Genomic DNA, 23,298 nt, shown 5'->3' with positions numbered 1-23,298 from the left:
GTGAAAAATGCCTTCATCTCGAAGTCGCTGATATCGCGGGGGAGCCCACGCATCCCCAAAAACGTTGTGTGCCAACCCTGCATCGTGAACCTCAAAAGTGGGAGGCCACCATACCCGTTTACAAAGCGAACAGGAAAGTCAATGAAATCAACGGTCTACCCAGACCACCCCCGCGCCAGTGCTAGCTTTGCGTACCGTCACTTATTGCACTGAAAACGAGGAGACCCCTAGCTGCTCGAGCAGTTGCAATTCGCAGACGGTCGACGAGGCCCCAAGCGCCATTGCTTCCGTGGAGAGCACATTTTCAGTTCCGGGAATGGACTGCCCCTCCGAGGAGAACCTCATTCGCATGGCGCTGGGTGGTCTGACCGGGGTTGGGCCGATGACCTTCGATCTGGCCCATCGGCAGCTCCGGGTGGTGCACTCGGGCGAGCCCGCCATGATCGCCCAGAAGCTGACGCCCCTGAACTTGGGTGCGGTTCTGCTGACAAGCGAGAGGCGCACCGAAGGCGGGCAGTGGAAGACGCGTTTCTCCGTGCCGAAGATGGATTGCCCGTCGGAGGAGAATCTCATTCGGATGGCGCTGGCCGATGCGTCGGCTGTTGCGGCACTGGACTTCGATCTGAAGGACCGTGTACTCACCGTGCAGCATGGGGGAAGTACGCAAGAGCTGCTGGGCCGTCTCATCCCTCTCAACCTCGGCGCGCAAGTGTTGGACAGCGTGCAAAGCGACGAGTCTACGGCCCCAGACGCAGAGGGGAATGCCTCTGAGGCTCGGACCTTAAAGCTGCTGCTCGCTATCAACGGTGCGATGTTTGTCTTTGAGTTGATCGTTGGCCTGATCGCCCAGTCCACAGGTCTCATAGCGGACTCGCTTGACATGTTCGCCGATGCGGCGGTCTACGGACTGGCGCTCTATGCGGTGGGCCGCGCCGCCGCCTTGAAGATGAAGGCAGCGCACATCGCTGGTTGGTTGCAAGTCGTGCTTGCGCTTGGCGCGCTTTTGGAGGTCGTTCGGCGGGCAGTTGTGGGAAGTGAGCCGGCGTCCATGCTCATGATGAGTATCGGGCTGGTCGCATTGATCGCCAACGTCACCTGCCTGGTGCTGATCGCCAAGAAGCGGGATCGGGGCGCCCACATGACGGCAAGCTACATTTTTTCTGCGAATGATGTGATCGCAAACGCGGGGGTGATAGTCGCTGGTGTTTTGGTCGCTTGGACGGGCTCCTCGTACCCTGACCTCGTGATTGGCGCAGTCATTGCGCTGATAGTGCTCAGCGGTGCCCGGCGCATCCTGAACCTCCGATAGCCAATCTAGCGGCATCCCACACCGATGCCTAGCCAAGGTGGGATGGCCGGCCGCTTACGTCGATCCAGGCGTACTTCATCGCGACCCCCTGGCGAAGTACGCCGTCGCTTTTCGAAGGATTTCCACATCCAGCTTCGCGTCGGCCAGTTCTCTGCGCAGGCGGCTGTTCTCCGCTTCCAATTCGCTCACCGGGCGCCGCGTGGGTGCCTCACTGGGCGACACTACCGCGCCGCCGACGCCGGTTGCTGCAATGCCCCGTCTGGACCAATTGCCCAGAGTGGCCACCGGCACGCCAAGGCGACGTGCGGCCTCGTGCCCGCCAACCGACGCCGCCAGCCTGACAGCCTCGGCCTTGAATTCCTGTGTGTACTGCCTTTTGGGCAGCTTGCCTTCTTTCATCTCGATTCTCCGTACCTTTGAAGTTATCAACTTCTTGCTGTACGTGAAATCGAGGCAAGGTCACACTCGGGTCTCACTCCTCATCACTGAAGCTTTCACGACCTCAACCAACAAAAACAACACCGCCCGAAGCCACCCCCGTCACATCGCCCATTCGGGGGAGCTCACCCGTTCAGATTGGCGGAGACACATCTTGCAGCCGGGTCGCCTGACAGCTTGAACACCGCCACCGTTTCCACAAGTTCTTCCGCCTGGCTCTTGAGACTGGCCGCTGCAGCTGCACTTTCCTCGACCAGCGACGCGTTTTGCTGCGTAGCCTGGTCCATCTGGCTCACCGCATGGCCGACCTGCGAGACCCCGGAACTCTGCTCGACGCTGGCCGAGCTGATCTCGCCCACGAGATCCGAGACAGAGCGGATGGAGTTGACCACCTCCTGCATCGTCGTGCCCGCCTTGTCGGCCAGCATTGAACCCTGTTCAACCTGGGTGACGCTGGCGGTGATGAGCCCCTTGATTTCCTTGGCTGCTTCGGCGCTGCGCTGTGCGAGGTTGCGCACCTCGCCCGCCACCACGGCGAACCCGCGGCCCTGCTCACCAGCTCGTGCCGCTTCAACAGCGGCGTTGAGCGCCAGGATGTTGGTCTGGAAAGCGATGCCGTCGATGGTGCCGATGATGTCGACGATGCGCCGCGAACTCGCGTTGATGCCCTTCATGAGGGTCGGCAGGGATTCATGTAAAACTCAGCAGAAACAGACCTAAGTCCCTGTCACGGTGGGATTTTTTGTCATTTTCCTCCCGCCCACTTCGACATCCTTCACAGTAGCCAAATCGGGCTCGACCGGCATCGCAGTCAGCCGCTCCAGCATGCTGGCCACGACCTGCTCTTGCGCGGTGACGCTGGACCTGGCCGTCGCCAGCGCCAGTTCCAGCTGCTGCTTCGCGGTGAGCAACTCGTCGACCTTGGCCTGCAACTGCTCATTCGAAGTGCTGAGCTGCTGGACCGCTGCATCCTGCTCCACCAGGCGCCGACCCAACTCCTCTATACGCCTTTGCGCAAACCCCAGTTCATCCTTTAGCGGCCGCAGGCCCCGCGCCTCTTCCCTGACCTGATGCAAATCACCCTGGGCACGCGACAGATCGCCCAGCAGGCGCGCGTTATCCTGAAGGGCGTGCACGCCTTCCTGCTGCTTGGTAGTCAAGGTCTCGTTCACGGTGCGCACCTCGGCCTGCAGGTACTGCACCTGCTGCTCCTGCTTGCGCTGGTCCTGGTCGCGCTGCTCCTTGCTGGATTGCCGGAAATGCTCCAGCGCCTGGCGCGCATGTTGGTGCTTTTCTTCCAGGGATTGGCGATGGCGTTCTTCGGCCGCGAGCCGCTCCTGCAGGTCGACCACCTGCTGCGTGAGCTGCGTGCATTCCAGGGTCTTGTGGCTCAGCGCTTCGCTGGTTTTGCCGTGAGCGGTCTTTTCCTCGGCCAAGGAGCGCTGGGTGTGCTCCAGTTGCTGGCGGGTGGACTGCGCTTCGGTTTTCAGGGCCGCGGCGACTTGCTCGTGCTGCGCGAGCTGCTCGGCGTGCCGGGCCTGCGCCGCAGTGACCCGCTCCTCCGCTTCCTCGTTGACGCGCTCGGCCAGGCGGCCCACCAGATCCTGGATCGCCTCGCTGATGGCTACTCGGGTGCCGGTGGCCCCACCTTCCTCTTCCTCGATCTCCTTCAGGTAGCGATGGATTGTGCTCTTGGAGCCGGTACCCAGCTCTTCGCGCACCGCATCGATGGACGGGTTGCGCCCCGTGGCCCGCAATTTATCGCGTGCGCGCAGCACTTCAGATTTGTAGATCCCGGCTCTGGCCATGGCTTAACCTCTTTTTTCGTACTACGGTATGTACCATGATATTACATACTATTTTAGGACCTCATGAATTGAGGGGTTATCTACATCTCACATTGGGTAATGGGAGATTATCCAATGTGACGCCAGTTTTGCGCTGATCCGGCCTGCGCCCTGGTATGCGTGGGCGTAGATCGGCCCTTGTAGACGTTAGCGAAAAAATCAGCCCTGCGGCCCCCAGCCTGGCGACGTGGGTTGACGGAAATATGTCTAAATAGGCATAATCGAGGCGATGTCGAAGCAAACCCGCAAGCCCGTGAAATGGGTCAGTTCCGCCAAGCGCGACCTCGATGCGATGCCGGAGGATGTCAAAGACGTTTTTGGCCATGCCATCGACCTGGCGCAGGCCGGCGGCAAGCACCAGGATGCAAAGGTGATGACGGGTTTCGGTTCGGCCGGCGTGCTGGAGGTGGTCGAGGACCACCAGGGCGACACCTACCGGGCCGTCTACACCGTCAAGTTCGCTGGCTGGGTATATGTCCTGCACTGCTTCCAGAAGAAGTCCAAAAGCGGCATCGCCACGCCCAAGCCGGACTTGGATTTGATCAACACCCGTCTGAAGGCCGCGAAGCAGGATTTCGAGGTTTGGCAGGCACAGCAAGGAGCACGCAAATGAATGAACACACAAGCATCACCATCGAAGCAGGCAGTACCAACGTCTATGCCGACCTGGGTTACACCGACGCGGCCGAGATGCAGCGCAAGTCCCAGCTCGCCGGCGAGATTGCCCGTGCGATCAAGGCGCGCCGCCTGACGCAAGAGGATGCGGCGACGTTGCTGGGCATTGATCAGTCCAAGATCTCGCGCATCACGCGCGGCCAGTTCCGCGGCGTCAGCGAAGCCAAGCTGCTGGAGCTGGTGGCCAGGTTGGGCCACGACGTGAAGATCGTGGTCGGTCCGGTGCGGCGCCGCGCCGGCAAGATCGAACTGCAATTCGCTTGAAGCGGTGCTGTGACTCCAGTTTAGAACTGACCGGATAAGGGGGGAGACGTCACCCTGCATTGACGAGCGACCATGTCTAGCGCCCTAGGTTGCTCGATCCCCACCGATTCAACTGCTGCTGATCGCGAGCGGCCTCGGCCTCTATGGAGTCCTGGGGCAGTAGCTTGAGGCATTCCTTCAGGGGGAGAGGGTCTGGGCTCTCTTTAGCTGTCGCATCGGCATGAACTGGCTGACCCTGTCCACCCCACGCAAACCGGTTGAGGAACGTTGGCGGGTCAGGGAGGCAGTCGTCCCTGTAGATTGGCGGAATATCCGACACGAAGGGTGAGAACGAGATTGTCTTCTCAAAGATCAACGGCTTGCCAGTAGGAGTCGGTGGCAAAGGCGGCATGCTCCCGATGGCCTCGCGAGCTAGCTGTTCGGCAGATGCGGATGTGGTCCACAACGTCTCCAGCTTGGCCATGGATCCATTGGGAGCAATTTCAACCCGGAATCGGACCACGCCCTGGTCTGAACCTTCGAAGGCTGTGCCCATCATGCTGCGGACCTGTTGGCCCCAGGTGTAGCGGTAGCCCTTGCTGTTCTTGAGCGTGTACTTGGCAGCGAAGGCCCACTCTTCTGCGGTTGGTGCAGGGGGTGCCGTCATGGAGATGGGCTGGCGCTCTGAGGCAGGTGTTGCAGCAGTGCTGCTCTGGGTGACTTGGATATCGGTAGCGACGGACGATGATGGCGCTGGCGTCGCTGCCGGCTGAACCGTCTCAGGGGCGATCTTTTCAGGAGGGGCCTGTGAGAGCTTCACGAGGATGATTTTGGCCTCTGGCTGCGGTGCGTCCGGACGGTCGATGAACCTGAATGGATGGTCGCTGACCAGAACCAACGCCAGGGCATGCAGTGCCACTGACAGGAAAATTGCCAGGAGGATTTTGTCGCTATCGTGTTGCATGAAGGCTGTTCCTGCCTATTTATTGGCCCTGGATGCTCTGCTCGAGCGCCTCGAAGCTGCTCTTGACGGCAGACGTCATCAGCAAACTCGACTTGTCCTGCTTCGTTACCCCTTCAACCACGAACCAGTCGTCCAGTTCGGTGTGCGAAATCATCCCGTTGGACCTGCGGCCACTCTGCGCGATGTTCTCGCCGCCGAACCGGATCATGGGCGCCTTTGTGTCGGCAGGCATAAAGGACACTGGGTAGATTGGGATGGGCACTTTGTAGGTGTTGGCCAGTTCGGCGGCCACCTAGATGTTGTTGTTGCAGCAGACCCGGCTGGTCGTTGCTCACCAGCGTGAGCACCTTCCTGCCGTCGATGTCGAGGGGACCGGATGCGTTCTGCAGCGTCGACACTGCTAGCATTTAATTCATAAATGCGAATATACGGATTTTCGGTGCCTGTCGCCAGTTGATCCATAGCGCCTGGTCATTTATGCATGCCCATCCTATTCGCGCAAACAGCAGGCAGGTACTCAATCAGCCACTTCATCTGCGTGGCGTCGTACCAGTTTGCACTGTCCAGGACCGGCGTACCTGACGTAGGCGGTTCGCTTGGAGCGTGGGCGAACACCGTGTGGGAATCGGGCTCAGGTTCGTCTACCACCGTGGCCTCGACCTTCCTCGCGAGCACGGTTAGCACCGTCGTTCCACCGGCCAGGGCGCGAGACTCAATGTGCAGGCTGCATCCTCTCACTCCCGACGGTTGAACATGTCGATCCGGACTATTTCAAACAGCTACTGCATGTCCATGAAGAGTTTGTGCACATCACGATTGAGGTCAATCGAAACAAGGGTCCGGTCATCCCATCCCTGGTGATGCAGGCGTAGCCGCAACGATGGTGTCCACCAACCATTTATCGCGCGCCCGTTACACGGAGGAGAGAACCCGTGCGCGCATCGAATATGCCTACATCGATCACGATGCCTGGGCGACGTTCGTCATACACAGTTACTTCGATCTCTTGCCGGCGAGGCCCTGGTGAGAATACCCAACCACCTGGCTCAACCCGACCCGGTGACAGGCCGCACTTGAATGGCGGGGGCTGCTGTCCGGCGGGACGATTCGGGTACCAGACACGACACTCGCCCGGAGGCGGCAGATGCCCATTGGGAATTCGAGTTTGGCCCTGACGATGGAAGTGCGAGTTGCCATCTCGATGGTCGCGATAAGAACGTTCGGAGCGTTCGCCGCGCTCAGAACGCTCGAAGCGCTCCTCGTATCGCTGCTTGCCCTTACCGGACTCATCCTTGCCTTCATCGGCACGAGCACCCGCGCCGAGCAGCAGCAGGCACGTAAGGGTCGTCAATGCAATTCGTGTGTTCATTCGGGTCTCCTAGACCTGCTTGTTATATCGCGCACCGATGAACACGGTTGTTGTCGTTTTGTAAAAGCGGGATGGCCGGACGCAGACCCATCAAACGGCATTGACTCAAAAGGCACTTCTGCCGAGGGGCCAATGAGCGAGCGCGAAACCACAGAAATGGCCTCTCCTGGTCGGGCATGTGCAGGGCGTCGTTCAGGCAGTTCGGCCGTTCAAATAGCACGGCTCGTTCGTCTTCCGATTTCTTTTGCGAGACGTGTTGCGGCTCGAAGGCCCGTATCTAAACCCGCGCAAGCGGTCTGGTTGCCCCATACCCCTAAGCCGGGGGAGCCAGCCCTCTATGCAATTGTTGTTGCAAATAATGTGATGTATATTTCAATGCATGTTCTCGATGCTGCTCGTCACCCTGCCCACCCAGCCCAGCGCGGTGCGGGTGCGCGTCTGGCGCGCGCTCAAGGCCATGGGCTGTGCGGCGCTGCGCGACGGGGCCTACCTGTTGCCCGAGGCCCAGCAGGCGCTGTTCGAGCCACTCGCAGACGAGGTGCGCGAGCACGGGGGCTCGGCCATGGTGTTGCGGCTGGATGCGACCGACGAAACCCAGCGCATCGAGATGCTGGGGCTGTTCGATCGCGGTGAGGCCTATGCGGCGTGGCGCGCCACGGCCGATGCGCTGCATGCCGAGCTGGGCGCGCTCGGCGAAGCGGTGGCGCGCCGGCGCTGGCGCGGCCTGGCGCAGGCGCTGGAGGAGGTGCAGCGCATCGACTACTTTCCCGGCGAGGCCTCGCTGCAGGCCCAGGCCACGCTGGCCGACCTGCGCGACGCGCTGGATGCGCACTACTCGGCGGGCGAACCCCGGGCCTTGCCCGAGCACGGCATCGCGCCGCTCGACGCGCGCCAGTTCCAGGGCAAGCGCTGGGCCACCCGCGCACGCCCCTGGGTGGACCGTCTGGCCAGCGCCTGGCTGATCGCGCGCTTCATCGATGCGCGGGCCGAGTTCGTCTGGCTCGCCGATGTGGCGCGCCTGCCGCGCGGCGCCATCGGTTTCGACTTCGATGGCGCACGCTTCAGCCACGTCGGTGCGCGCGTCACTTTTGAAGTGCTGCTGGCCAGCTTCGGGCTGGACCAGGATCCCCGGCTGGTGCGCATCGGCGCCATGGTGCACTGCCTCGACGCGGGCGGCATCCCGGTGCCCGAGGCGGTCGGCCTGGAAGCCGTGCTGGCCGGGCTGCGCGAGATGCACAACGACGACGACCGCTTGCAGGCCGCCGCGGCCGGGGTGTTCGACGCGCTACTGGCCACCCCCACCGAAGGAAGAAAAACATGAGCACCCCAGCGCCCAACGAACGGCCCGCACCCGTGGGCTTCATGGAGGCCTTCCGCTTCTGGCTCAAGCTCGGCTTCATCAGCTTCGGTGGTCCGGCCGGGCAGATCGCGATCATGCACACCGAACTGGTCGAGCGCCGCCGCTGGATCAACGAGAAGCGTTTCCTGCACGCGTTGAACTACTGCATGCTGCTGCCGGGCCCCGAAGCGCAGCAGCTCGCCACCTACATCGGCTGGTTGATGCACCGCACCTGGGGCGGCATCGTCGCCGGTGCGCTGTTCGTGCTGCCCTCACTGTTCATCCTGATCGGACTGTCGTGGGTCTACATCCGTTTTGGCGACGTGCCGGTGGTGGCCGGCATCTTCTATGGCATCAAGCCGGCGGTGACCGCGCTGGTGCTGCACGCGGCGCACCGCATCGGCACGCGCGCGCTGCGCAACCCGTGGATGTGGGGCATCGCGGCCGCGGCCTTCGTGGCCATCTTCGCGTTCAACACGCCGTTCCCGGCCATCGTGCTCGCCGCCGGCCTCATCGGCCACTTCGGCGCGCGGCGCTGGCCGCAGGTGTTCGCGCTCGGAGGTGGGCACGGTGCGCAGGTGGCGGGCTATGGCCCCGCGCTGATCGACGACGACACGCCCACACCCGCGCACGCACGCTTTTCGAAGCGGCATCTGGTGAAGGTGCTCGCCGCCGGCCTGGGCCTGTGGCTGCTGGCCATGGCCGCCTTGCTGGCCACGCAAGGCCTGCAGGGCACGCTCACGCAGATGGGCTGGTTCTTCACCAAGGCCGCGCTGCTCACCTTCGGCGGCGCCTATGCGGTGCTGCCCTACGTCTACCAGGGTGCGGTGGACACGCACCAGTGGCTGAGCGGCGCGCAGATGATCGACGGCCTGGCACTGGGTGAGACCACGCCGGGGCCGCTGATCATGGTGGTGGCCTTCGTGGGCTTCGTGGGCGGCTGGGTCAAGGAAGTACTGGGTTCGGACGCGCTGTTTCTCGGTGCCGCACTGGCCGCGAGCGTGGTGACCTTCTTCACCTTCCTGCCCTCGTTCATTTTCATCCTGGCCGGCGCCCCGGCGGTGGAGGCCACGCACGGCAAGCTGGGCTTCACCGCGCCGCTGTCGGCGATCACGGCCGCGGTGGTCGGCGTGATCCTCAACCTCGCGCTGTTCTTCGCGTACCACGTGCTGTGGCCGCAGGGTTTCGACGGCGCGTTCGACGCCGGCTCGGCCGTGATCGCTGTGGTCGCGGCGCTGGCGCTGTTCCGTTTCAAGCTGGGTGTGTTGCCCCTGCTCGGTGCCTGCGCGGCCGCCGGGCTGGTGGTGTCTCTGTGGCTGCGCTGATCGAGAACTTCATGAACCATGTGAATGCATTGCCTTTGCCGTTTGCCGCTGGCGCGGTCGCGGGCTTTTCGGAGCGGCTGCTCAGCAGCCACCACCAGAACAACTACGGCGGCGCGGTCAAGCGTCTCAACGCCATCCGCGCCCAGTTGGCGGGCATGGCGTTTGGCACCGCGCCGGGCTACGCCCTCAACGGCCTCAAGCGCGAGGAGCTGATCGCCACCAACTCCATGCTGTTGCACGAACTCTATTTCAGCGGCCTGGGCGGTGACGGTCAGACCATGGAGCCGGCGATGAAGCTCGCCCTTGATGCCAATTTCGGCGGCTTCGAACGCTGGCGCGAGGAGTTCTCGGCCTGTGCCAAGGCGCTGGGCGGTGGCTCGGGCTGGATGCTGCTGGTGTTCCAGCCGCGTGAAGGCACGCTGGTCAACCAGTGGGCCGCGGACCACACCCACAGCCTGGCCGGTGGTGTGCCGCTGCTGGCACTGGACATGTACGAACACGCCTACCATCTGGACTTCGGCGCTGCGGCGGGTGCCTACGTCGATGCCTTCATGGCCAGCATCGACTGGGCCGGCGTGTACGCGCGTTACCAGTCGGCGGTGCACGCGGCGAGCGAACCCTTCGGCTGTGGCCACTCGGACGTGTCGGGCGCTCTGGTGCTCGACGTGCGCCGGGCCGGCGTGTTCGAGCAGGCCACGCAGATGATGGCGGGCGCGCGCTGGCGCGACCCCGCCGCCGTGGCGCAGTGGGCCGCCGACCTGCCGCACGACCGGCCCGTGGTGGTCTATTGCGTCTACGGCCATGAAGTGGGCCGCTCCACGGCGCTGCGCTTGCGCGCGGCCGGCGTGGATGCGCGCTACCTGCATGGTGGCCTCGACGGCTGGCAGGCCGCCGGGCAGGCCCTGGTGGCGAAGGAGAACGCACCATGAAATGGGTCACCCGCGAACGCCCCAAGATCGACCGCATTGCCTGCCCGTGGCTGATCCAGCGCTTCATCGACCCGGCGGCTGAATTCCTCTACGTGCCGGCGGGTGAGGTGCAACGCGTGGCCGCTGCGACGGGTGCCACGCCCTACGACATCCCGGGCGTGGAGATGAGCCACGTGGGTGAGCAATGCAGTTTCGACGCCTTTCTGGCGAAGTACCGGCTCGACGATCCGGCGCTGGCCCGGCTCGCCGGTATCGTGCGCGGTGCCGACACCTCGCGGCTCGATCTCACACCGCAATCGGCCGGCCTCTACGCGATCTCGCTGGGTCTGTCGCGGGTGTTTGCCAATGACCACGAGATGTTGCGCCACGGAATGGTGCTCTACGACGCGCTCTACGCCTGGTGCCGCGATGCCCAGGAAGAAACCCACGCATGGCCACCGGTCATGCAATGAGACTGAAACATGATGATGAAAAAGACAATTCTTGGGATCATCGCGCTGTGCAGCATGACGATCAGTCATGCGCTGGAAGTGAAGTTCGAAGCCGTCGCGCAAGGGGTCTACGCCCACATCGGGGACATCGGAGGACGTACCGCCGAGAACGAAGGCCTCAATGCCAATATCGGACTGGTGGTCACCCCTGCAGGCGCGGTTCTGATCGACAGTGGGGCCTCATACGCCAGTGCGAAAGCCATCCATGAGGCCGTGAAGAGGATCACCCCGCAGCCGGTGCGCTGGGTCATCAACACCGGGGGTCAAGACCACCGATGGCTGGGCAATGGCTATTTCAAGGAGCAAGGCGCTGAAGTGATTTCCCATGCCGCTGCGGCGGCGGACATGCGGGTGCGATCAGGAGACCAACTGGCCGCGTTGCGGCCGATTCTGGGTGACAAGCTTCAGGGGACCGTTCCGGTCTATCCCGTTCGTGTCGTTGACACCAATGATTTACGGATGGACTTTGGTGGCCGAACGGTGGAGTTGCTGAATCGCGGGGGCGGGCACACCCCGGGGGACATGATGGTGTGGTTGCCAGATGTCAAGGTCCTGTTCTCTGGGGACATCATCTACGTGGACCGATTGCTGGCAGTCATCCCGGTCAGCAACACGCGGCTGTGGCTGGTGGCATTTGCCGAAGTGGAAAAGCTCCAGCCCTTGCGTATCGTGCCAGGACACGGCCGCGTCACCGAATTGGCCACAGCGAAAGCGCACACTCAGGTCTACCTGCAAGCATTGCGGGCGCACATGAAGGATGCCGTTGAACGCTACGAGGACATCAGTCAGTCGGTGCTACGCTTCGATCTTTCGCCATTCAAGACGCTTGCGAATGCAGACGAATTGCACCCGGGCAACGCAAGCAGGACCTACTTGGAAGTTGAACGGGAATAGAGAGCATTGGGTACCGAGCCTCGCTCAGCAGGAAATGGATGAGCGACTCGCCATTGACCTCGCCCGCATCGCGGTATGAATCGCCCAGGCCCCAACAGTCAAGCGTCGCGCTACCTGCCGCGCGTAACCGGTCATTGGGCCGGGGCCGGTGCAACCCTGCAGCAGAATTGAGACAGTCTGACGACAGTGTGATGACCCGTCTTGCCCAATACATCGAGGCCGCCGAGAGCGACAACACGCGCCGGAGCTACGCTTCGGCGATTCGCCATTTTGAAGTTGAGTGGAAAGGTTTGCTGCCTTCCACGGCGGACGCCATTGCCCGCTACCTGGCCGACCACGCGGCCACCCTGGCCATCAACACCCTGCGCCAGCGGCTGGCGGCGCTATCAAGGTGGCACAACGACCAGGGCTTTCCCGACCCCACCAAATCGGCCTTGGTGCGCCAGGTCCTCAGGGGCATTCGCTCTGTTCACAGCGTGCAAGAAAAGCGCGCCCGCCCACTGGAACTGGCCGTGCTTCAGCAAGTCGATCAGTGGCTCGATACCGCCATCAGTCATGCGCAGCGGTCCGGCGACCAGCAAGCCGCACTGCGCCACGCGCGCGACCGCAGCCTGATGCTGCTGGGATTTTGGCGCGGCTTCCGCTCCGACGAACTGGTCAACCTGCGCGTTGAGAGCATAGAGGTCACCCCCGGCCAAGGCATGACCTGCTACCTGGGCCGCAGCAAAGGCGACAGGCAGCGTCAGGGCCGTGTTTTCAGATGCCCGGCGCTGTCCCGCCTGTGTCCCGTTACGGCCTTCAATGCCTGGATTGATCTGGCCGGATTGACCGAGGGACCGGTGTTTCGCAAGATTGACCGCTGGGGACATGTGGCCGACGAAAGCCTGCATGCCAACAGCCTGATCCCCTTGCTGCGCAGTGTGCTCGCCGAATCCGGTGTTGCGTCGCCCGAGGACTACAGCAGCCACTCCATGCGCCGCGGCTTTGCCGGATGGGCCCGCGCCAGCGGCTGGGACATCAAGGAGCTGATGGAGTACGTCGGCTGGAAGGATGTCAAATCGGCCATGCGTTACCTCGATGCGTCGGATTCCAGCCTGCAAGCCCGGTTCGAGCAGGGATTGCCTGCGTTGGCGCAGGCAGCTCCGCAGTCCCCGCCGCCTTTGTTGTTACTGACCGAACAGGTCGAAGGCCCCCGCCCGCCAGCCGAGGGGACGACGCCCGTGGCGGTCCTGCGCGTCACGATGGTGCTGTCCCGTTTCAGCAAGCAGTCACGCGGCCTGGCCCGCGGCCACCGGCTGATCGAGCAGACCTGCTTCGAGCGTTTTGCCATGCAACGCCTGAATACCGAGGGCACGCTCTACGAGTTGGTGGTTCCCTACCTGACCCGCGACTTGCTGGACGAGGTTATCGCCTCGTTGCTGGATGACATGTACCGCATCGCCGAGGACAACCAGTGTCTGCTGGAAACCTCGTTTCACGAACCCGCCACCGACACCCATTGGGATTGAGGCGATGGGTAGCAAAGACGCCAGGCGGGGTAGTCCCCGCGCATGACCACACTCCATGAGACGGCCTATCCCAGCCTGAAACCCGATCCGACACCGCGTGAGCTGGCGGAGCTCTACACACCGACCGAGGATGAAAAACTCCTGGCTGCAGGTGTCGGCAAGCGCGCCTTGCCGTGCATGGCGGCGCTGATCCACTTGAAACCGAGGCGCCCCCGGTTATCCGAGAGCACACTGCGCTGCAGCCCGAGGGCAAATCACTGTTGTCGATAGGTCTGAATGAGTTCTTTGGCCTTGGCGAATGCCGCTTCGTAGAGATCTGGCGAGTTTCGCTGCAGGTTGTTCACAACGCGACCGTGCGCCTCGCGACTGAGCCGGAACTCGACGATTCCGAATCGTTGGGCGATGTCCCTGACATCCACCTTGCCCCAGCTGTCTTCCCCCAACCCGTCTGGATGCAGAACGAAGCTGTGGACATAGCCATCTGCGCCGCGCTCGGTTCCTTCCGCGCCCTGCTCGAATCGGATGGCCAGCAGCGCCACGGGGTCCAAACCTGCCAACTCACGCATCGCTTCCGCGAACGCGGAACACCTGCCGAATGTGTATTCAGCCGCCTCGGCGGCCGGAATGCAGGGTTCCAGCCGTTTGGGGATAGAAGCCAGATAGGCTGTGTTGGTCTCGATCGCTTTGACTGCGCTACTGATCTTGGCCGGGTCGGGTACGCAACGCAGAGGCAGTGTCGCGAGCGTGCTCTCAGCGTAATAGCGCGTCCGGACACCACCCATGCCGTGCCGCACGGCCATGGGCCGAATCGTTCGGTGAATGAAGTCACCGAGAGACCGGTTGCCTCGCACATCAAAAATCCGGGTTCCGTTGTCCGCCACGTAGACGCGCAGCGGCCTGCAAGCCTCAAGAGAGATGTTGTTGTCCGGATCAAGCGATGGCACCCACCAATCCACGTGAAGCAGCCAGCCCGTCACTCGCGCGAGCGCCACTGCAAAGTTGACGCAATCTTCCGATTCCCACTCATCGACCAACACCGGCGCAAAGGCCGCGCGCTGCTTGAGCTTGGCTTGTCCCATCGTTCTTCTCCGTGATGACCAATTGTCAGGTGACAGACCATTGTCAGTGCCAAAACCTAACCCGGTGAATCGCACGGGAAAAGAGCTGGCTGTTTTTTCGGAAATCCGCTAAGTCATTGATTTCATTGATCAAAGCAAGCCGCTAACCCGGTGAATTGCACATGAAAAGAGCCGATTCCGAAAATCCACCCTTCCCGAACATGTGCCCCTCGACACCGGCCGACAGGTGCCTCGACCTCCCCGTATTCCGGACGACCTGGATCAAACCCGGCGCGCGCGCAGCTTGGACTGACGCTGAATCAGGGCGTCTGCGTACGAATCGATCTCGAAGGTGATGGTGCCCTTGAAGTTCACGTGCTCAAAATGGACCGGCCCGATGCGCCTGATCCAGTGGTCCTCTATGGGGTGCTTGAGCGCCTTCCAGCGGTCCACAACATCTTGCATCTTCATGGTGTTCCAGGCGATCACAACGTTGGTCAGCAGGGTGTGCGACGTCGAGATGGCGCGCAGTTCATCGGCCCGCCGGCCGCGCGAGACGCCCACACGCCCGTGGTACACGGCGCGCTGCAATTGATGGATGGACTCGCCGCGGTTCAGCAGTGCGTGCATTTCGCGGCGGAACTCAGGGATGGTGAAGTAGTCGCACAGAAAAATGGTGCGAAGAAGCTTTCCCAGCTCATCTGCGGCGGCATGCACAGGATCACCCCTGGCGGCGCTGCCCAGGCGGGCGATGGCCTCTGCGGCCGTGAGGCGGCCCTGGCGGATGGAGGCGATCAGGCGAAGCAGCTCCATCCAGCCGGCACGGATCTTTCGCAGCGAGACCTTGCCCACGATCAACCGCTCCAGCGATTCAGGCGGCGCAGCACCCCAGGCCATGAACATCTTGCGCTCGGACAGCTGGCGCAAGCGAACACACAGGTCGAAGCCCAGCAGCTTGGCGATCGCCATGGCTGCATTGGTGTAGCCGTGGGTGTCGACGGCCAGCAGGGACAGGCGGATCTGATCCTCGCGCCGCGTGCAGTTGTGCGCTTCAACGCCGTGCACCGCGGGCGCTGCCTGCCGGTCGTTGATGACGATGGGCTGGTCGTGAAACAGCGCCCAGGTGTCGAGCATGTGCACATAGATGCCCACCCCATGCTGTTTGCGGCGGTACTCCATGCGCGCCGAGTGCAGGTGCCGCGATGTATCGAGCGTCATCGAATCTGAGGATGCTTTGTCGCCTTGGCCCCAGAGCATCGCAATCGGCATGCTCTGCTGGAAATCGATGATGCGCGTGTTCGCCTCCCTCAGGCGCCCGCTGGCCTCCAGAGCGCGCATGGCCATGGAGATTTGTGAGACTTGCAGGCCGGGGATCATGGCGCAGACCCCCTTGGCGTTGTTCTCCGTCCCATGTGCGTACAGGGCGCCGTAGACCGCCTTCAGCTCACCAATGTCCTTGGCCATCCGGCCCAGCAGCGCCTGGCTGAAGCGGGTTTTGGCATCCACCTCAACCAGCATGTCGGCAAACTGCGCGCCGCCGATCATGTTGAACATGCTCTCTCGGGTCTTCGTGACCTGGGGTTCGACTTCAAGCGTCTGGATGGGTGCGATGCTGATGTGGCCCTGGTTGTCGATGGTGAGCGCGCCTTCCTCGACAGCTTTGGCAAGTTGGGCCAGGCCTGCGTCGACGCGCTCCAACACCCGATCCAGGAACTTGTCCGGATCGTCGGTGAGGCTCAGCGCGCGGATGAGTGACTTGTTCTTGTCCGCCCATTCCTGCTCAGACATCAATTGATCGGCGCGGCTGCGGTGGCGGCTGCTGTGCGCCAGCCAGAGTTTGCCGCCCTTGATGGCCTTGCGCAGTGCTGTCGCAGCACTGACCTTCAGTGCAGCAAGGGCGAGCTTGCGGTCTGGGCCCTGCAACAACAGATGCCAGCCGGGATCGGCAAAAGACACGTCAAGTCCCTCAGGCAGGCTGGTTTCCCCTCGTTTGGCCAGATCGCGCAGCAACTTGAGTTGCCTCAGCGCCTTGTCCGACGCCTCGCCTCTGATCTCCAGGATGCCCAGTGAGTTGAGGAGCGCTGAGACACGCGGCGCTTCTTCCTTCACCAGTGCTTCGCGGACCAATTGGGCACGCGTGCCCGCAAAGTCGGGCTCGTCTTGGGGCACCAGCTCGCGCATCGCGGCGACGATTTGCGCGGAGGTCAGCTTCTTGTCGTAGAGGACCGCCTTGAGCTTCACACGCTCAGCGCGTAAATCGACGGAGCTGTCCGCTTGCTTCTTGAGCACCTTGCCGGAGGCCTTGCGGTAGAGATCGGTGAGGCGTCGCGCGCCCATCTCCGCAGCCAGGTCGGTCTGTTCCAGCAAAGTCACGTGCAGGAATGAGACCATCTCCAGTTCGCGCTGCTCAGGGGACAGGTTCTTCGTTGCTGAGGGAGGTCGATTGACCACCTCCTGGCTGTAGGCCTTCAACCGATTCAGCGCAATCGCCGACAGCTTCCACTCGTGGACGTGCAATGCCTTCAGGCACTCGATTTTTTTTGTGACCTCACTCAGGGTGAGCTGACCATGCTTGCCCGGTGGCGTGCGCAGCCACTCCAACACGGTGTGCCCGCCCGGTCCAGATCGTTTTGAGAACGCGTGCAAAAGTGCCCTGTGAATGTGCTCGCGCGGCACGCCTGCGCGAATCGCTTCGAGCGCCGCATTCTCCTGGTCGGCAAATGCCGTGCGGGCCACGTCCCTGAGGGCCCGATCGCCAGGCAGCACGAGGCGGCGGTCGAAAAGCCAGTGCTCCGACTGTTGCACCAGATCGTTCACAGAGACCGCAGTGGTGCCAAGCTCGCGGAGGGCATCGGCAAGCAGCGCTTTTGTGGTGTCGTCCACGACCGCGAAGCCAACGCGTTGCCGCGCCCAAAGCTGATGCTCGAAGCGGGTGTCCCGGTCCTTGTACAGCGACGTCACGGATGCGATGTCCGTCGCTCCCATGCCCAGTGTTGATGTCAGGTGCCGCAGCAGCACAGGTGGCAGGCCCGAGAGGGCATCTGGGTGGCGTCCGGTGGCGCGCAGCATCACCAGTTGAACGGCCGCACCCAAGCGAGCTGTACCCCGGAAGCGGGGCGGGCGAAGCTCGTGGATGTCTTCAGCGCTCAGGCCAAAGCATTCTTCGACTTCGCGCCTGGACAGAGACTTGGGAAGGGTGTCGGATCCGACAAAACGCAGATAAAAGCTTGGCAAGCTGGTTCCCCCCATGGCCTGCGCAGTTCCAAGCCTTGCCGGAGTCTACGGAGTTGTTCTCGTTGGTTCCAGAAAGTTTGAGGGATCGCGGGTTAACCCTTGGCGGCTAAACCGGCTTTCTGCACCGGAAATGAGGTCACCCCGAACCGGATGGTCCTCTCCTGTGCGATGCCTTTTTGCTAAGTCTTGTGTGGGCACTGGTGCCTGACGCGCTCAGGCCGACGCTCGGGCGGACGGGCGCCGCCGCGTCGGAGGCGCGAACAACTCATTGCGTGCCGCCTCGGTGATGGCGGTCACACACGGGTGAGTGATGCGGCGTTCGACGGAGATTGCGAAGAACTCCTCAACGACTTCGTGCGTCGCGCCGATCGCGCGAACGCCGTATTGCTTTTCGATGTCTCGTTGGAGCACGGTTGGACCCGCGAAGATGCCCATTCCTCGTCGCCCAAACTCCTTGGCCAGGGCACTGTCATCGCACTGGCCCACCACCCTGGGGTGCAGCGACCGCGCATGCAGCCAGGCACGAAGGCGCTGGCCAACTGCGGATTCCTCCGCTGGCATGATCAGGGGTGCGCCGTCCAGACAGCCCGGAAATCTTCCGGTGCACCACGCGAGTATCGAAGGCGCTGCGAAGAAGCTCACTCCGCAGCTGCCCAGCTTGTGATTGAAGGCGCGGATGCTGACGGTGGAGGGAATCGGCGCATCGGAGATCACGAGGTCGAGACGGTGCAAGGCCAACTCGCCCAGCAACGTGTCCAGCTTCCACTCGCGGCATACGATGCGAACCGGCTCTGGCAACTGAGAGGCTGGCTCGATCAGTCGGCAGGCGATCGTCTTCGGTACAGCGTCTACCACACCCACTCGAAACTCAAGCAGCATGTCTTTGCGGGGGTGCTCACGCACGGCTTCCTCGAGCTCGGCCCCCGTCGAGAAGATGTCCTCGGCATAGCCAAGCGCCACACGTCCGACATCGGTAAGCACCAAGCCGCGTCCGCTCTTGGAAAACAACGGCTTCCCAAGCGCCTCCTCAAGCAACTGTATCTGCCCGCTGATGGTCTGCGGTGACAGGTGCAGCCGCTCGCTGGCACGCTGCACGCTGCCGAGTTTGGCGACCTGCAGGAAGTAGTGGAGGTGCTTGTAGTTCATGATCCGGGCCCGGACGCTTGCTGACGCAATTGTGCCGTTTTTTCGGATGATGGCTACAAAACAATCTGATTTTCAAGCGCAACGCCCGGCCCTAAATTCTGGGCATCTTCACTAACGACGAAACGCGAGGTGCAAATTGATGGTTGACATTCATTCTCAAGGATTTGCGATGACGGATGCGTTGGCCCAGCACGTGCGGCGTCGGCTTGGCTTCATGCTGACACGCCACAGCCACCGCATCAAACGGGTCCTGGTCCGTATCGGGGACGAGAACGGGCCGCGTGGCGGGCCCGACAAGTTCTGCCGAATGCAGGTCTACCTGCTCAATGCGTCGGCCGCCGTGGTCGAAGAGGTCGGCGTCGATCTTTACGCCACCATCGACCGGGCCGCCGAGCGCGTCGGGCGGGTGGTGGTCAAGCACCTCGATCGCACCCATCCGCTGCGAAACACTTCACGCCAAGGTCCTCGGCCCTCACGCAACCGGTACGTGCCCCTTGATACCGTCTACCTCCAAGGAGACAGGGCATGACCAGTGAGCGCGCCCAAACTTTGGTTGTTTCCCGGCAGGACACGCCGAGCCTGATCAGCACGCATGCCGTGCTGCGCAACACCTACGGCCTGTTGTCCCTAACGCTTATTTTCAGCGCCGCGACGGCTGGGGCAAGCGCGAGCTTGGGGCTCCCGCACCCCGGCCTGATGCTGACGCTGGTTGGCTTCTTCGGCCTGCTGTACCTGACCAACAAGCTGCGTGCCAGCGGCTGGGGTGTGCTGTCGATGTTCGGGCTCACAGGCTTCATGGGCTACACCCTGGGTCCGATCCTCGGGCAGCAGTTGGCGTTGCCCGACGGGCATCAGGTAGTGATGATGGCCATGGGTGGCACTGCGACCATCTTCCTCGTGCTGTCAGCCTATGCACTGATCACCCGCAAGGACTTCAGCTTCATGGGTGGGTTCCTGCTGGCAGGCATCGTGGTGGCATTCCTGGCTGGCCTGGGAGCACTGCTTCTTGACGTGCCAGCGCTGTCGCTTACCGTGTCAGCCGCCTTCGTTCTCCTGATGGGCGGTCTGATCGTGTTCGAGACCAGTCGCATCGTCCACGGTGGCGAAACCAACTATGTCCTGGCCACCGTCGGGCTCTATGTCGCCATCTTCAACCTGTTCACGAGTCTGCTTAGCCTCTTCGGCATGGGTGGCTCGAATGAATGATCCCTCCAGAAGGAGTGTTACTTGAAATGCGCAACCCGCCCTGACACGGTGCTCACACAACTGCCGTTCGCGGATTCTTGCTTTGAGCACCGCCGAAGTCGGCAGGACAGCGCAGGCATTGCTGGCTGAGCGACACATTTCTTATCTGCGCCGTGACAGATGGGTCCCTCGCATACTGGTGTGCGCATATCGCGGGTGCAACCCAAGAGTCAGCGCTTGGGCCACGAACCTGCATAATCGCCCGCCCTGTCCCCGTCGTCGTTCTCAAATCTGGGCGACTCTCTGCAACTCACTTCAATGGCGGTCATGCAATCTATCGGCTCTCCACTCATGTGGTCCTTGTTCACGGCTTTTGTGCTGGTCGCACTGCTGGTCGATTTCTTTGCGATGAGCAAACAGGGCGCACACCGCGTCAGCACCCGCGAGGCTGCCATCTGGTCGCTCGTCTGGGTCGGCGTGTCTTTCGTCTTCATGGGATGGCTGTGGTGGCACCTTGGCGGCACCGGAACGGATGAGGCCGCGCGCTCGCTGGCCAATGCCAAATCGCTGGAGTTCCTGACCGGCTACTTGATCGAAAAGGCGCTTGCTGTCGACAACATCTTCGTGTTCTTGATGTTGTTCACCTACTTCGCAGTGCCGGCAGAGTTCCAAAAGCGCGTACTCATGATCGGCATCCTCGGCGCGCTCGTGCTGCGCGCGGTGATGATTCTCGTGGGCGCCTGGCTGATTGCTCAGTTCCATTGGATCCTGTATCTGTTTGGCGCCTTCCTGCTGTTCACTGGCATCAAGATGTGGTGGGCCGCCGGCCAAGAGCCCGACCTGGACAACAATCCAGCTCTCAAGTGGATTCGCAGCCGCTTCAAGATTGCGCCGGACTATGACGGCGAGAAATTCTTCACCATGTTTGGCGGCGTCAGGATGGCCACGCCTTTGCTGGTGGTGATACTGCTCATCGGTATCGTTGACATTGTGTTCGCAGTGGACTCGATCCCGGCCATCTTTGCGATCACGACCGACCCATTCATCGTGCTCACCTCCAACGTGTTTGCGATCCTGGGCCTGCGCGCGATGTACTTTCTTCTGGCCAACATGCACGAGCGCTTCCACCTGCTCAGCTATGGGCTGGCGATCGTACTGGTGTTCATCGGTGCAAAGATGTTGTTGATCGACGTCTATAAGATCCCGGTGGTTTTTTCGCTCGGATTCACCGCAGTCACGCTGGCAGTGACGATGATCCTGTCACTCAAGATTCCGCCCAAGGGGACACCAGGCGGCGCCTATCCGTTTGATGTGAAGAAGCGGGATGACCAGGCATAAGAACCGACGGACGCGCGGTAGCGTTCGTGACGCGCGCGCATCCTCCATGCTTGACATGAGCCGCCAGCAGCCATGTCGCGCAGCCACGATTGATGGCTCTGCTTTTTCGGATACTTGCATCAGAACAATCTGATTTTCATGATCCCCCGATCACATTAAATTCAACCAGACAGCACAGTCAACAAATCGCAAGGTGTAGAGAGACGATGAACACTCAGGCTCACGGTTTCACTGACAAGCGGGCGCTGCCCCAGAACCTTCGGCGACAGCAGCAATTGGATGCCTGCGATCACGCTGCCAATAACGGCGGCGTGAGCTCACCTACAGCGATGGGATCGTGGGGCAAGCACCCAACCAAATAAACAGCTTATGTAAAGATCTCCATGGCCACGCTCCTGCTACCTTGCGACGGAACAGCCAGCGCGCTGCTTGCCGTGCGGCATGTCATATCTGCATACTCTTGCGGCGAAGTGAGGATGATTCACTTGCTGAACGTGCAGCCGCCTTTCTCTCCCAACGTTGTTCGCCACATCAGTCGCGATCAATGCGCTGAATTCCAGCAAGAGCGCGCGGATGAGGCGCTCGCCGTCGCGCGGCAGCTTCTCGATACTGCCGGCGTCCCTTACCGCGCTCATCTGGAAATTGGTGACAAGGCTCACTGCATCGCCGCCGCCGCCCGCCACCTGTGTTGCCACCGCATCGTCATCGGCACGGCGCGCAAGAGTGCATTCGTGCGCGCTGTCCAGAATTCGCTCACCAGCCAGCTCATGGAGAACTGCACGGTGCCTGTCGAGGTGATCAGCGGGGCACCCGCGGGACTCCTGGAGCGAGTCGGGATCCCCGCCAGCGTGGGCACAGGCATGGCATTGGCATGGGTGGGTGAATCGTGAACCCGCGTCTCGCCTCACGGGCCGTTATCTTCCGATCCCAGTCTTCACCATCTTCGCCTCCCATGTTCTCGTACAGCTTGATAGCTACGAAGTCGCTTCACCCCGACTCGGAGGCCTACATAGTCGCGTATCTCGGCATCTTGCCGGTGCTGATCGCGCGTTGATCGCTACACGATGCCGCACTTCGAACCCGTTATCCTTTTCTTCCTCCTTGGGGTGCTGGCCGGTTTCGTGCGGTCGGACCTGCGCATCCCTGGCGTCCTCTACGAGTCGCTGAGCATTTTCCTGCTCCTGGCCATCGGCCTGAAGGGCGGGGTGGAGTTGGCGCGCCATCCGCTCTCTTCCGTTGCGCTGCCCACCCTGGTAGTGGTCGCTGCGGGCGCGCTGATCCCGCTGGTGGCCTACCCGGTGCTGCGCCGCCTGGGTCGGCTGTCCCGCGCCGACGCCGGTTCGATCGCCGGCCACTACGGATCCGTTAGCGTGGTCACGTTTGCAGTCGGCACAACCTACCTCGCCCGCCTTGGCCAGGAGTTCGAAGGCTACATGACGGTGCTTCTGGTGTTGTTGGAGTTTCCGGCCCTGGTAATCGGCGTCCTGCTCGCGCGGCGCGGCGAGCTTGGCACACCCTGGGGCAAGGTGCTTCATGAAGTGTTCGCGGGCAAAAGTATTGTGTTGCTGCTCGGCGGGTTGGCGATCGGCTGGATCGCTGGGCCAGGTGGCATCGAGCCACTGGACCTCTTGTTCTTCGACCTGTTCAAAGGCGTGCTCGCTTTCTTCTTGCTCGAGATGGGCTTGGTGGCAGCGAGCCGCTTCGGCGAGTTGCGCCGTGCCGGGCCGTTCCTCCTTGTTTTCGCGACCGTTATGCCACTCTTCTCCGCCGGCCTGGGACTGGTGACCGGCACGTTGCTGGGCTTGTCCGTCGGTGGCGTTACGCTGCTGGCCACGCTTTACGCCAGCGCGTCCTACATCGCAGCACCTGCTGCCATGCGTCTGGCAGTTCCACAGGCCAATCCAGCCCTATCAATCGGTGCGGCGCTGGGCATTACCTTTCCCTTCAACCTGTTGGTCGGCATCCCTCTGTATCACCGGCTCGCACAGCAAGTCGTACAGTGAGGA

General features: G+C 62.2%; 21 protein-coding genes and 2 pseudogenes. 14 read left to right on the top strand and 9 right to left on the bottom strand.

What is annotated here, in order from left to right; genetic code table 11:
- Positions 1–178 precede the first annotated feature (178 nt).
- Complete coding sequence (locus ACODTB_RS19935; RefSeq protein WP_488929675.1) at positions 179–1,309, top strand: cation efflux transmembrane domain-containing protein; 1,131 nt, start codon at positions 179–181, stop codon at positions 1,307–1,309.
- Positions 1,310–1,367: 58 nt separating this feature from the next.
- On the opposite strand, the pseudogene ACODTB_RS19930 reads toward ACODTB_RS19935, so the two are convergent.
- From ACODTB_RS19930 to ACODTB_RS19920, 3 genes and pseudogenes are all read right to left on the bottom strand, one after another.
- Positions 1,368–1,708, bottom strand: a pseudogene (locus ACODTB_RS19930) (transposase); the annotation flags it as partial.
- Between the two features lie 164 nt (positions 1,709–1,872).
- Positions 1,873–2,421 (bottom strand): annotated as a pseudogene (locus tag ACODTB_RS19925) (methyl-accepting chemotaxis protein); the annotation flags it as partial.
- Between the two features lie 42 nt (positions 2,422–2,463).
- Positions 2,464–3,555 (bottom strand): DNA-binding protein, encoded by a 1,092-nt coding sequence (locus tag ACODTB_RS19920; protein WP_382157933.1) that lies wholly within the window; start codon positions 3,553–3,555, stop codon positions 2,464–2,466.
- Positions 3,556–3,823: 268 nt separating this feature from the next.
- Between ACODTB_RS19920 and ACODTB_RS19915 the strand changes: the two genes are divergently transcribed.
- Positions 3,824–4,207 (top strand): type II toxin-antitoxin system RelE/ParE family toxin, encoded by a 384-nt coding sequence (locus ACODTB_RS19915; protein WP_382157931.1) that lies wholly within the window; start codon positions 3,824–3,826, stop codon positions 4,205–4,207.
- Entirely contained in the window at positions 4,204–4,533 is a 330-nt protein-coding gene (locus ACODTB_RS19910; protein ID WP_382157929.1) for a helix-turn-helix domain-containing protein, read from the top strand. Before ACODTB_RS19915 ends, ACODTB_RS19910 begins: the two co-directional genes overlap by 4 nt.
- Positions 4,534–4,609: 76 nt before the next feature.
- Here the strand turns inward: ACODTB_RS19910 and ACODTB_RS19905 are convergent, their stop codons facing one another.
- The 3 genes from ACODTB_RS19905 to ACODTB_RS19895 form a co-directional block, all read right to left on the bottom strand.
- Positions 4,610–5,476 carry an energy transducer TonB gene (locus tag ACODTB_RS19905; RefSeq protein ID WP_382157927.1) on the bottom strand — a complete coding sequence of 289 codons (867 nt, stop codon included), beginning with the start codon at positions 5,474–5,476 and terminating at the stop codon, positions 4,610–4,612.
- Between the two features lie 19 nt (positions 5,477–5,495).
- Positions 5,496–5,768: a hypothetical protein gene (locus ACODTB_RS19900; RefSeq protein ID WP_382157925.1), complete on the bottom strand. Its 273-nt coding sequence runs from the start codon at positions 5,766–5,768 to the stop codon at positions 5,496–5,498.
- Positions 5,769–6,374: 606 nt separating this feature from the next.
- Positions 6,375–6,845, bottom strand: coding sequence for a hypothetical protein (locus tag ACODTB_RS19895; RefSeq protein WP_382157923.1), 471 nt, complete (start codon positions 6,843–6,845; stop codon positions 6,375–6,377).
- A 379-nt stretch (positions 6,846–7,224) separates the two neighbouring features.
- Here ACODTB_RS19895 and ACODTB_RS19890 point away from each other — a divergent pair, with 379 nt between their 5' ends.
- The 6 genes from ACODTB_RS19890 (at position 7,225) to ACODTB_RS19865 (ending at position 13,331) form a co-directional block, all read left to right on the top strand.
- On the top strand, positions 7,225–8,166 hold the full coding sequence (locus tag ACODTB_RS19890) for a chromate resistance protein ChrB domain-containing protein (RefSeq protein ID WP_382157921.1): 942 nt from the start codon (positions 7,225–7,227) through the stop codon (positions 8,164–8,166).
- Positions 8,163–9,509 (top strand): chromate efflux transporter, encoded by a 1,347-nt coding sequence (chrA, locus tag ACODTB_RS19885; protein WP_382157919.1) that lies wholly within the window; start codon positions 8,163–8,165, stop codon positions 9,507–9,509. The genes ACODTB_RS19890 and chrA overlap by 4 nt, the downstream gene beginning before the upstream one ends.
- A gap of 11 nt (positions 9,510–9,520) precedes the next feature.
- Positions 9,521–10,438 carry a Fe-Mn family superoxide dismutase gene (locus ACODTB_RS19880; RefSeq protein WP_382157917.1) on the top strand — a complete coding sequence of 306 codons (918 nt, stop codon included), beginning with the start codon at positions 9,521–9,523 and terminating at the stop codon, positions 10,436–10,438.
- Positions 10,435–10,890, top strand: coding sequence for a chromate resistance protein ChrB domain-containing protein (locus tag ACODTB_RS19875; protein WP_382157915.1), 456 nt, complete (start codon positions 10,435–10,437; stop codon positions 10,888–10,890). The genes ACODTB_RS19880 and ACODTB_RS19875 overlap by 4 nt, the downstream gene beginning before the upstream one ends.
- A 9-nt stretch (positions 10,891–10,899) precedes the next feature.
- Positions 10,900–11,823, top strand: a complete 924-nt coding sequence (locus tag ACODTB_RS19870) for an MBL fold metallo-hydrolase (RefSeq protein WP_382157913.1) — start codon at positions 10,900–10,902, stop codon at positions 11,821–11,823.
- A 191-nt stretch (positions 11,824–12,014) separates the two neighbouring features.
- Positions 12,015–13,331, top strand: coding sequence for a site-specific integrase (locus ACODTB_RS19865; protein WP_382157911.1), 1,317 nt, complete (start codon positions 12,015–12,017; stop codon positions 13,329–13,331).
- A 254-nt stretch (positions 13,332–13,585) separates the two neighbouring features.
- On the opposite strand, the gene ACODTB_RS19860 is transcribed toward ACODTB_RS19865, so the two are convergent.
- The 3 genes from ACODTB_RS19860 to nhaR form a co-directional block, all read right to left on the bottom strand.
- Complete coding sequence (locus ACODTB_RS19860; RefSeq protein ID WP_382157909.1) at positions 13,586–14,410, bottom strand: hypothetical protein; 825 nt, start codon at positions 14,408–14,410, stop codon at positions 13,586–13,588.
- Positions 14,411–14,671: 261 nt separating this feature from the next.
- Positions 14,672–17,638, bottom strand: coding sequence for a Tn3 family transposase (locus ACODTB_RS19855; protein ID WP_382157907.1), 2,967 nt, complete (start codon positions 17,636–17,638; stop codon positions 14,672–14,674).
- A 198-nt stretch (positions 17,639–17,836) separates the two neighbouring features.
- Positions 17,837–18,769: a transcriptional activator NhaR gene (gene nhaR / locus ACODTB_RS19850; protein ID WP_210931560.1), complete on the bottom strand. Its 933-nt coding sequence runs from the start codon at positions 18,767–18,769 to the stop codon at positions 17,837–17,839.
- Positions 18,770–18,908: 139 nt separating this feature from the next.
- Between nhaR and ACODTB_RS19845 the strand changes: the two genes are divergently transcribed.
- From ACODTB_RS19845 to ACODTB_RS19825, 5 genes are all read left to right on the top strand, one after another.
- Positions 18,909–19,298, top strand: coding sequence for an HPF/RaiA family ribosome-associated protein (locus ACODTB_RS19845; protein WP_382157905.1), 390 nt, complete (start codon positions 18,909–18,911; stop codon positions 19,296–19,298).
- Positions 19,295–19,975 (top strand): Bax inhibitor-1/YccA family protein, encoded by a 681-nt coding sequence (locus ACODTB_RS19840; RefSeq protein ID WP_210931556.1) that lies wholly within the window; start codon positions 19,295–19,297, stop codon positions 19,973–19,975. Before ACODTB_RS19845 ends, ACODTB_RS19840 begins: the two co-directional genes overlap by 4 nt.
- Before the next feature lie 306 nt (positions 19,976–20,281).
- Positions 20,282–21,292 (top strand): TerC family protein, encoded by a 1,011-nt coding sequence (locus ACODTB_RS19835; RefSeq protein WP_210931554.1) that lies wholly within the window; start codon positions 20,282–20,284, stop codon positions 21,290–21,292.
- A 383-nt stretch (positions 21,293–21,675) separates the two neighbouring features.
- Positions 21,676–22,182, top strand: coding sequence for a universal stress protein (locus tag ACODTB_RS19830; protein ID WP_210931552.1), 507 nt, complete (start codon positions 21,676–21,678; stop codon positions 22,180–22,182).
- 174 nt (positions 22,183–22,356) lie between these two features.
- Positions 22,357–23,295: a sodium-dependent bicarbonate transport family permease gene (locus tag ACODTB_RS19825; RefSeq protein WP_210931550.1), complete on the top strand. Its 939-nt coding sequence runs from the start codon at positions 22,357–22,359 to the stop codon at positions 23,293–23,295.
- Positions 23,296–23,298: the final 3 nt, after the last annotated feature.

The sequence above is a fragment of the Hydrogenophaga sp. FG152 genome, assembly GCF_057809615.1.
The sequence above is the reverse complement of the archived record's forward strand: the minus strand, read 5'-3'. Positions and strand labels throughout refer to the sequence as shown.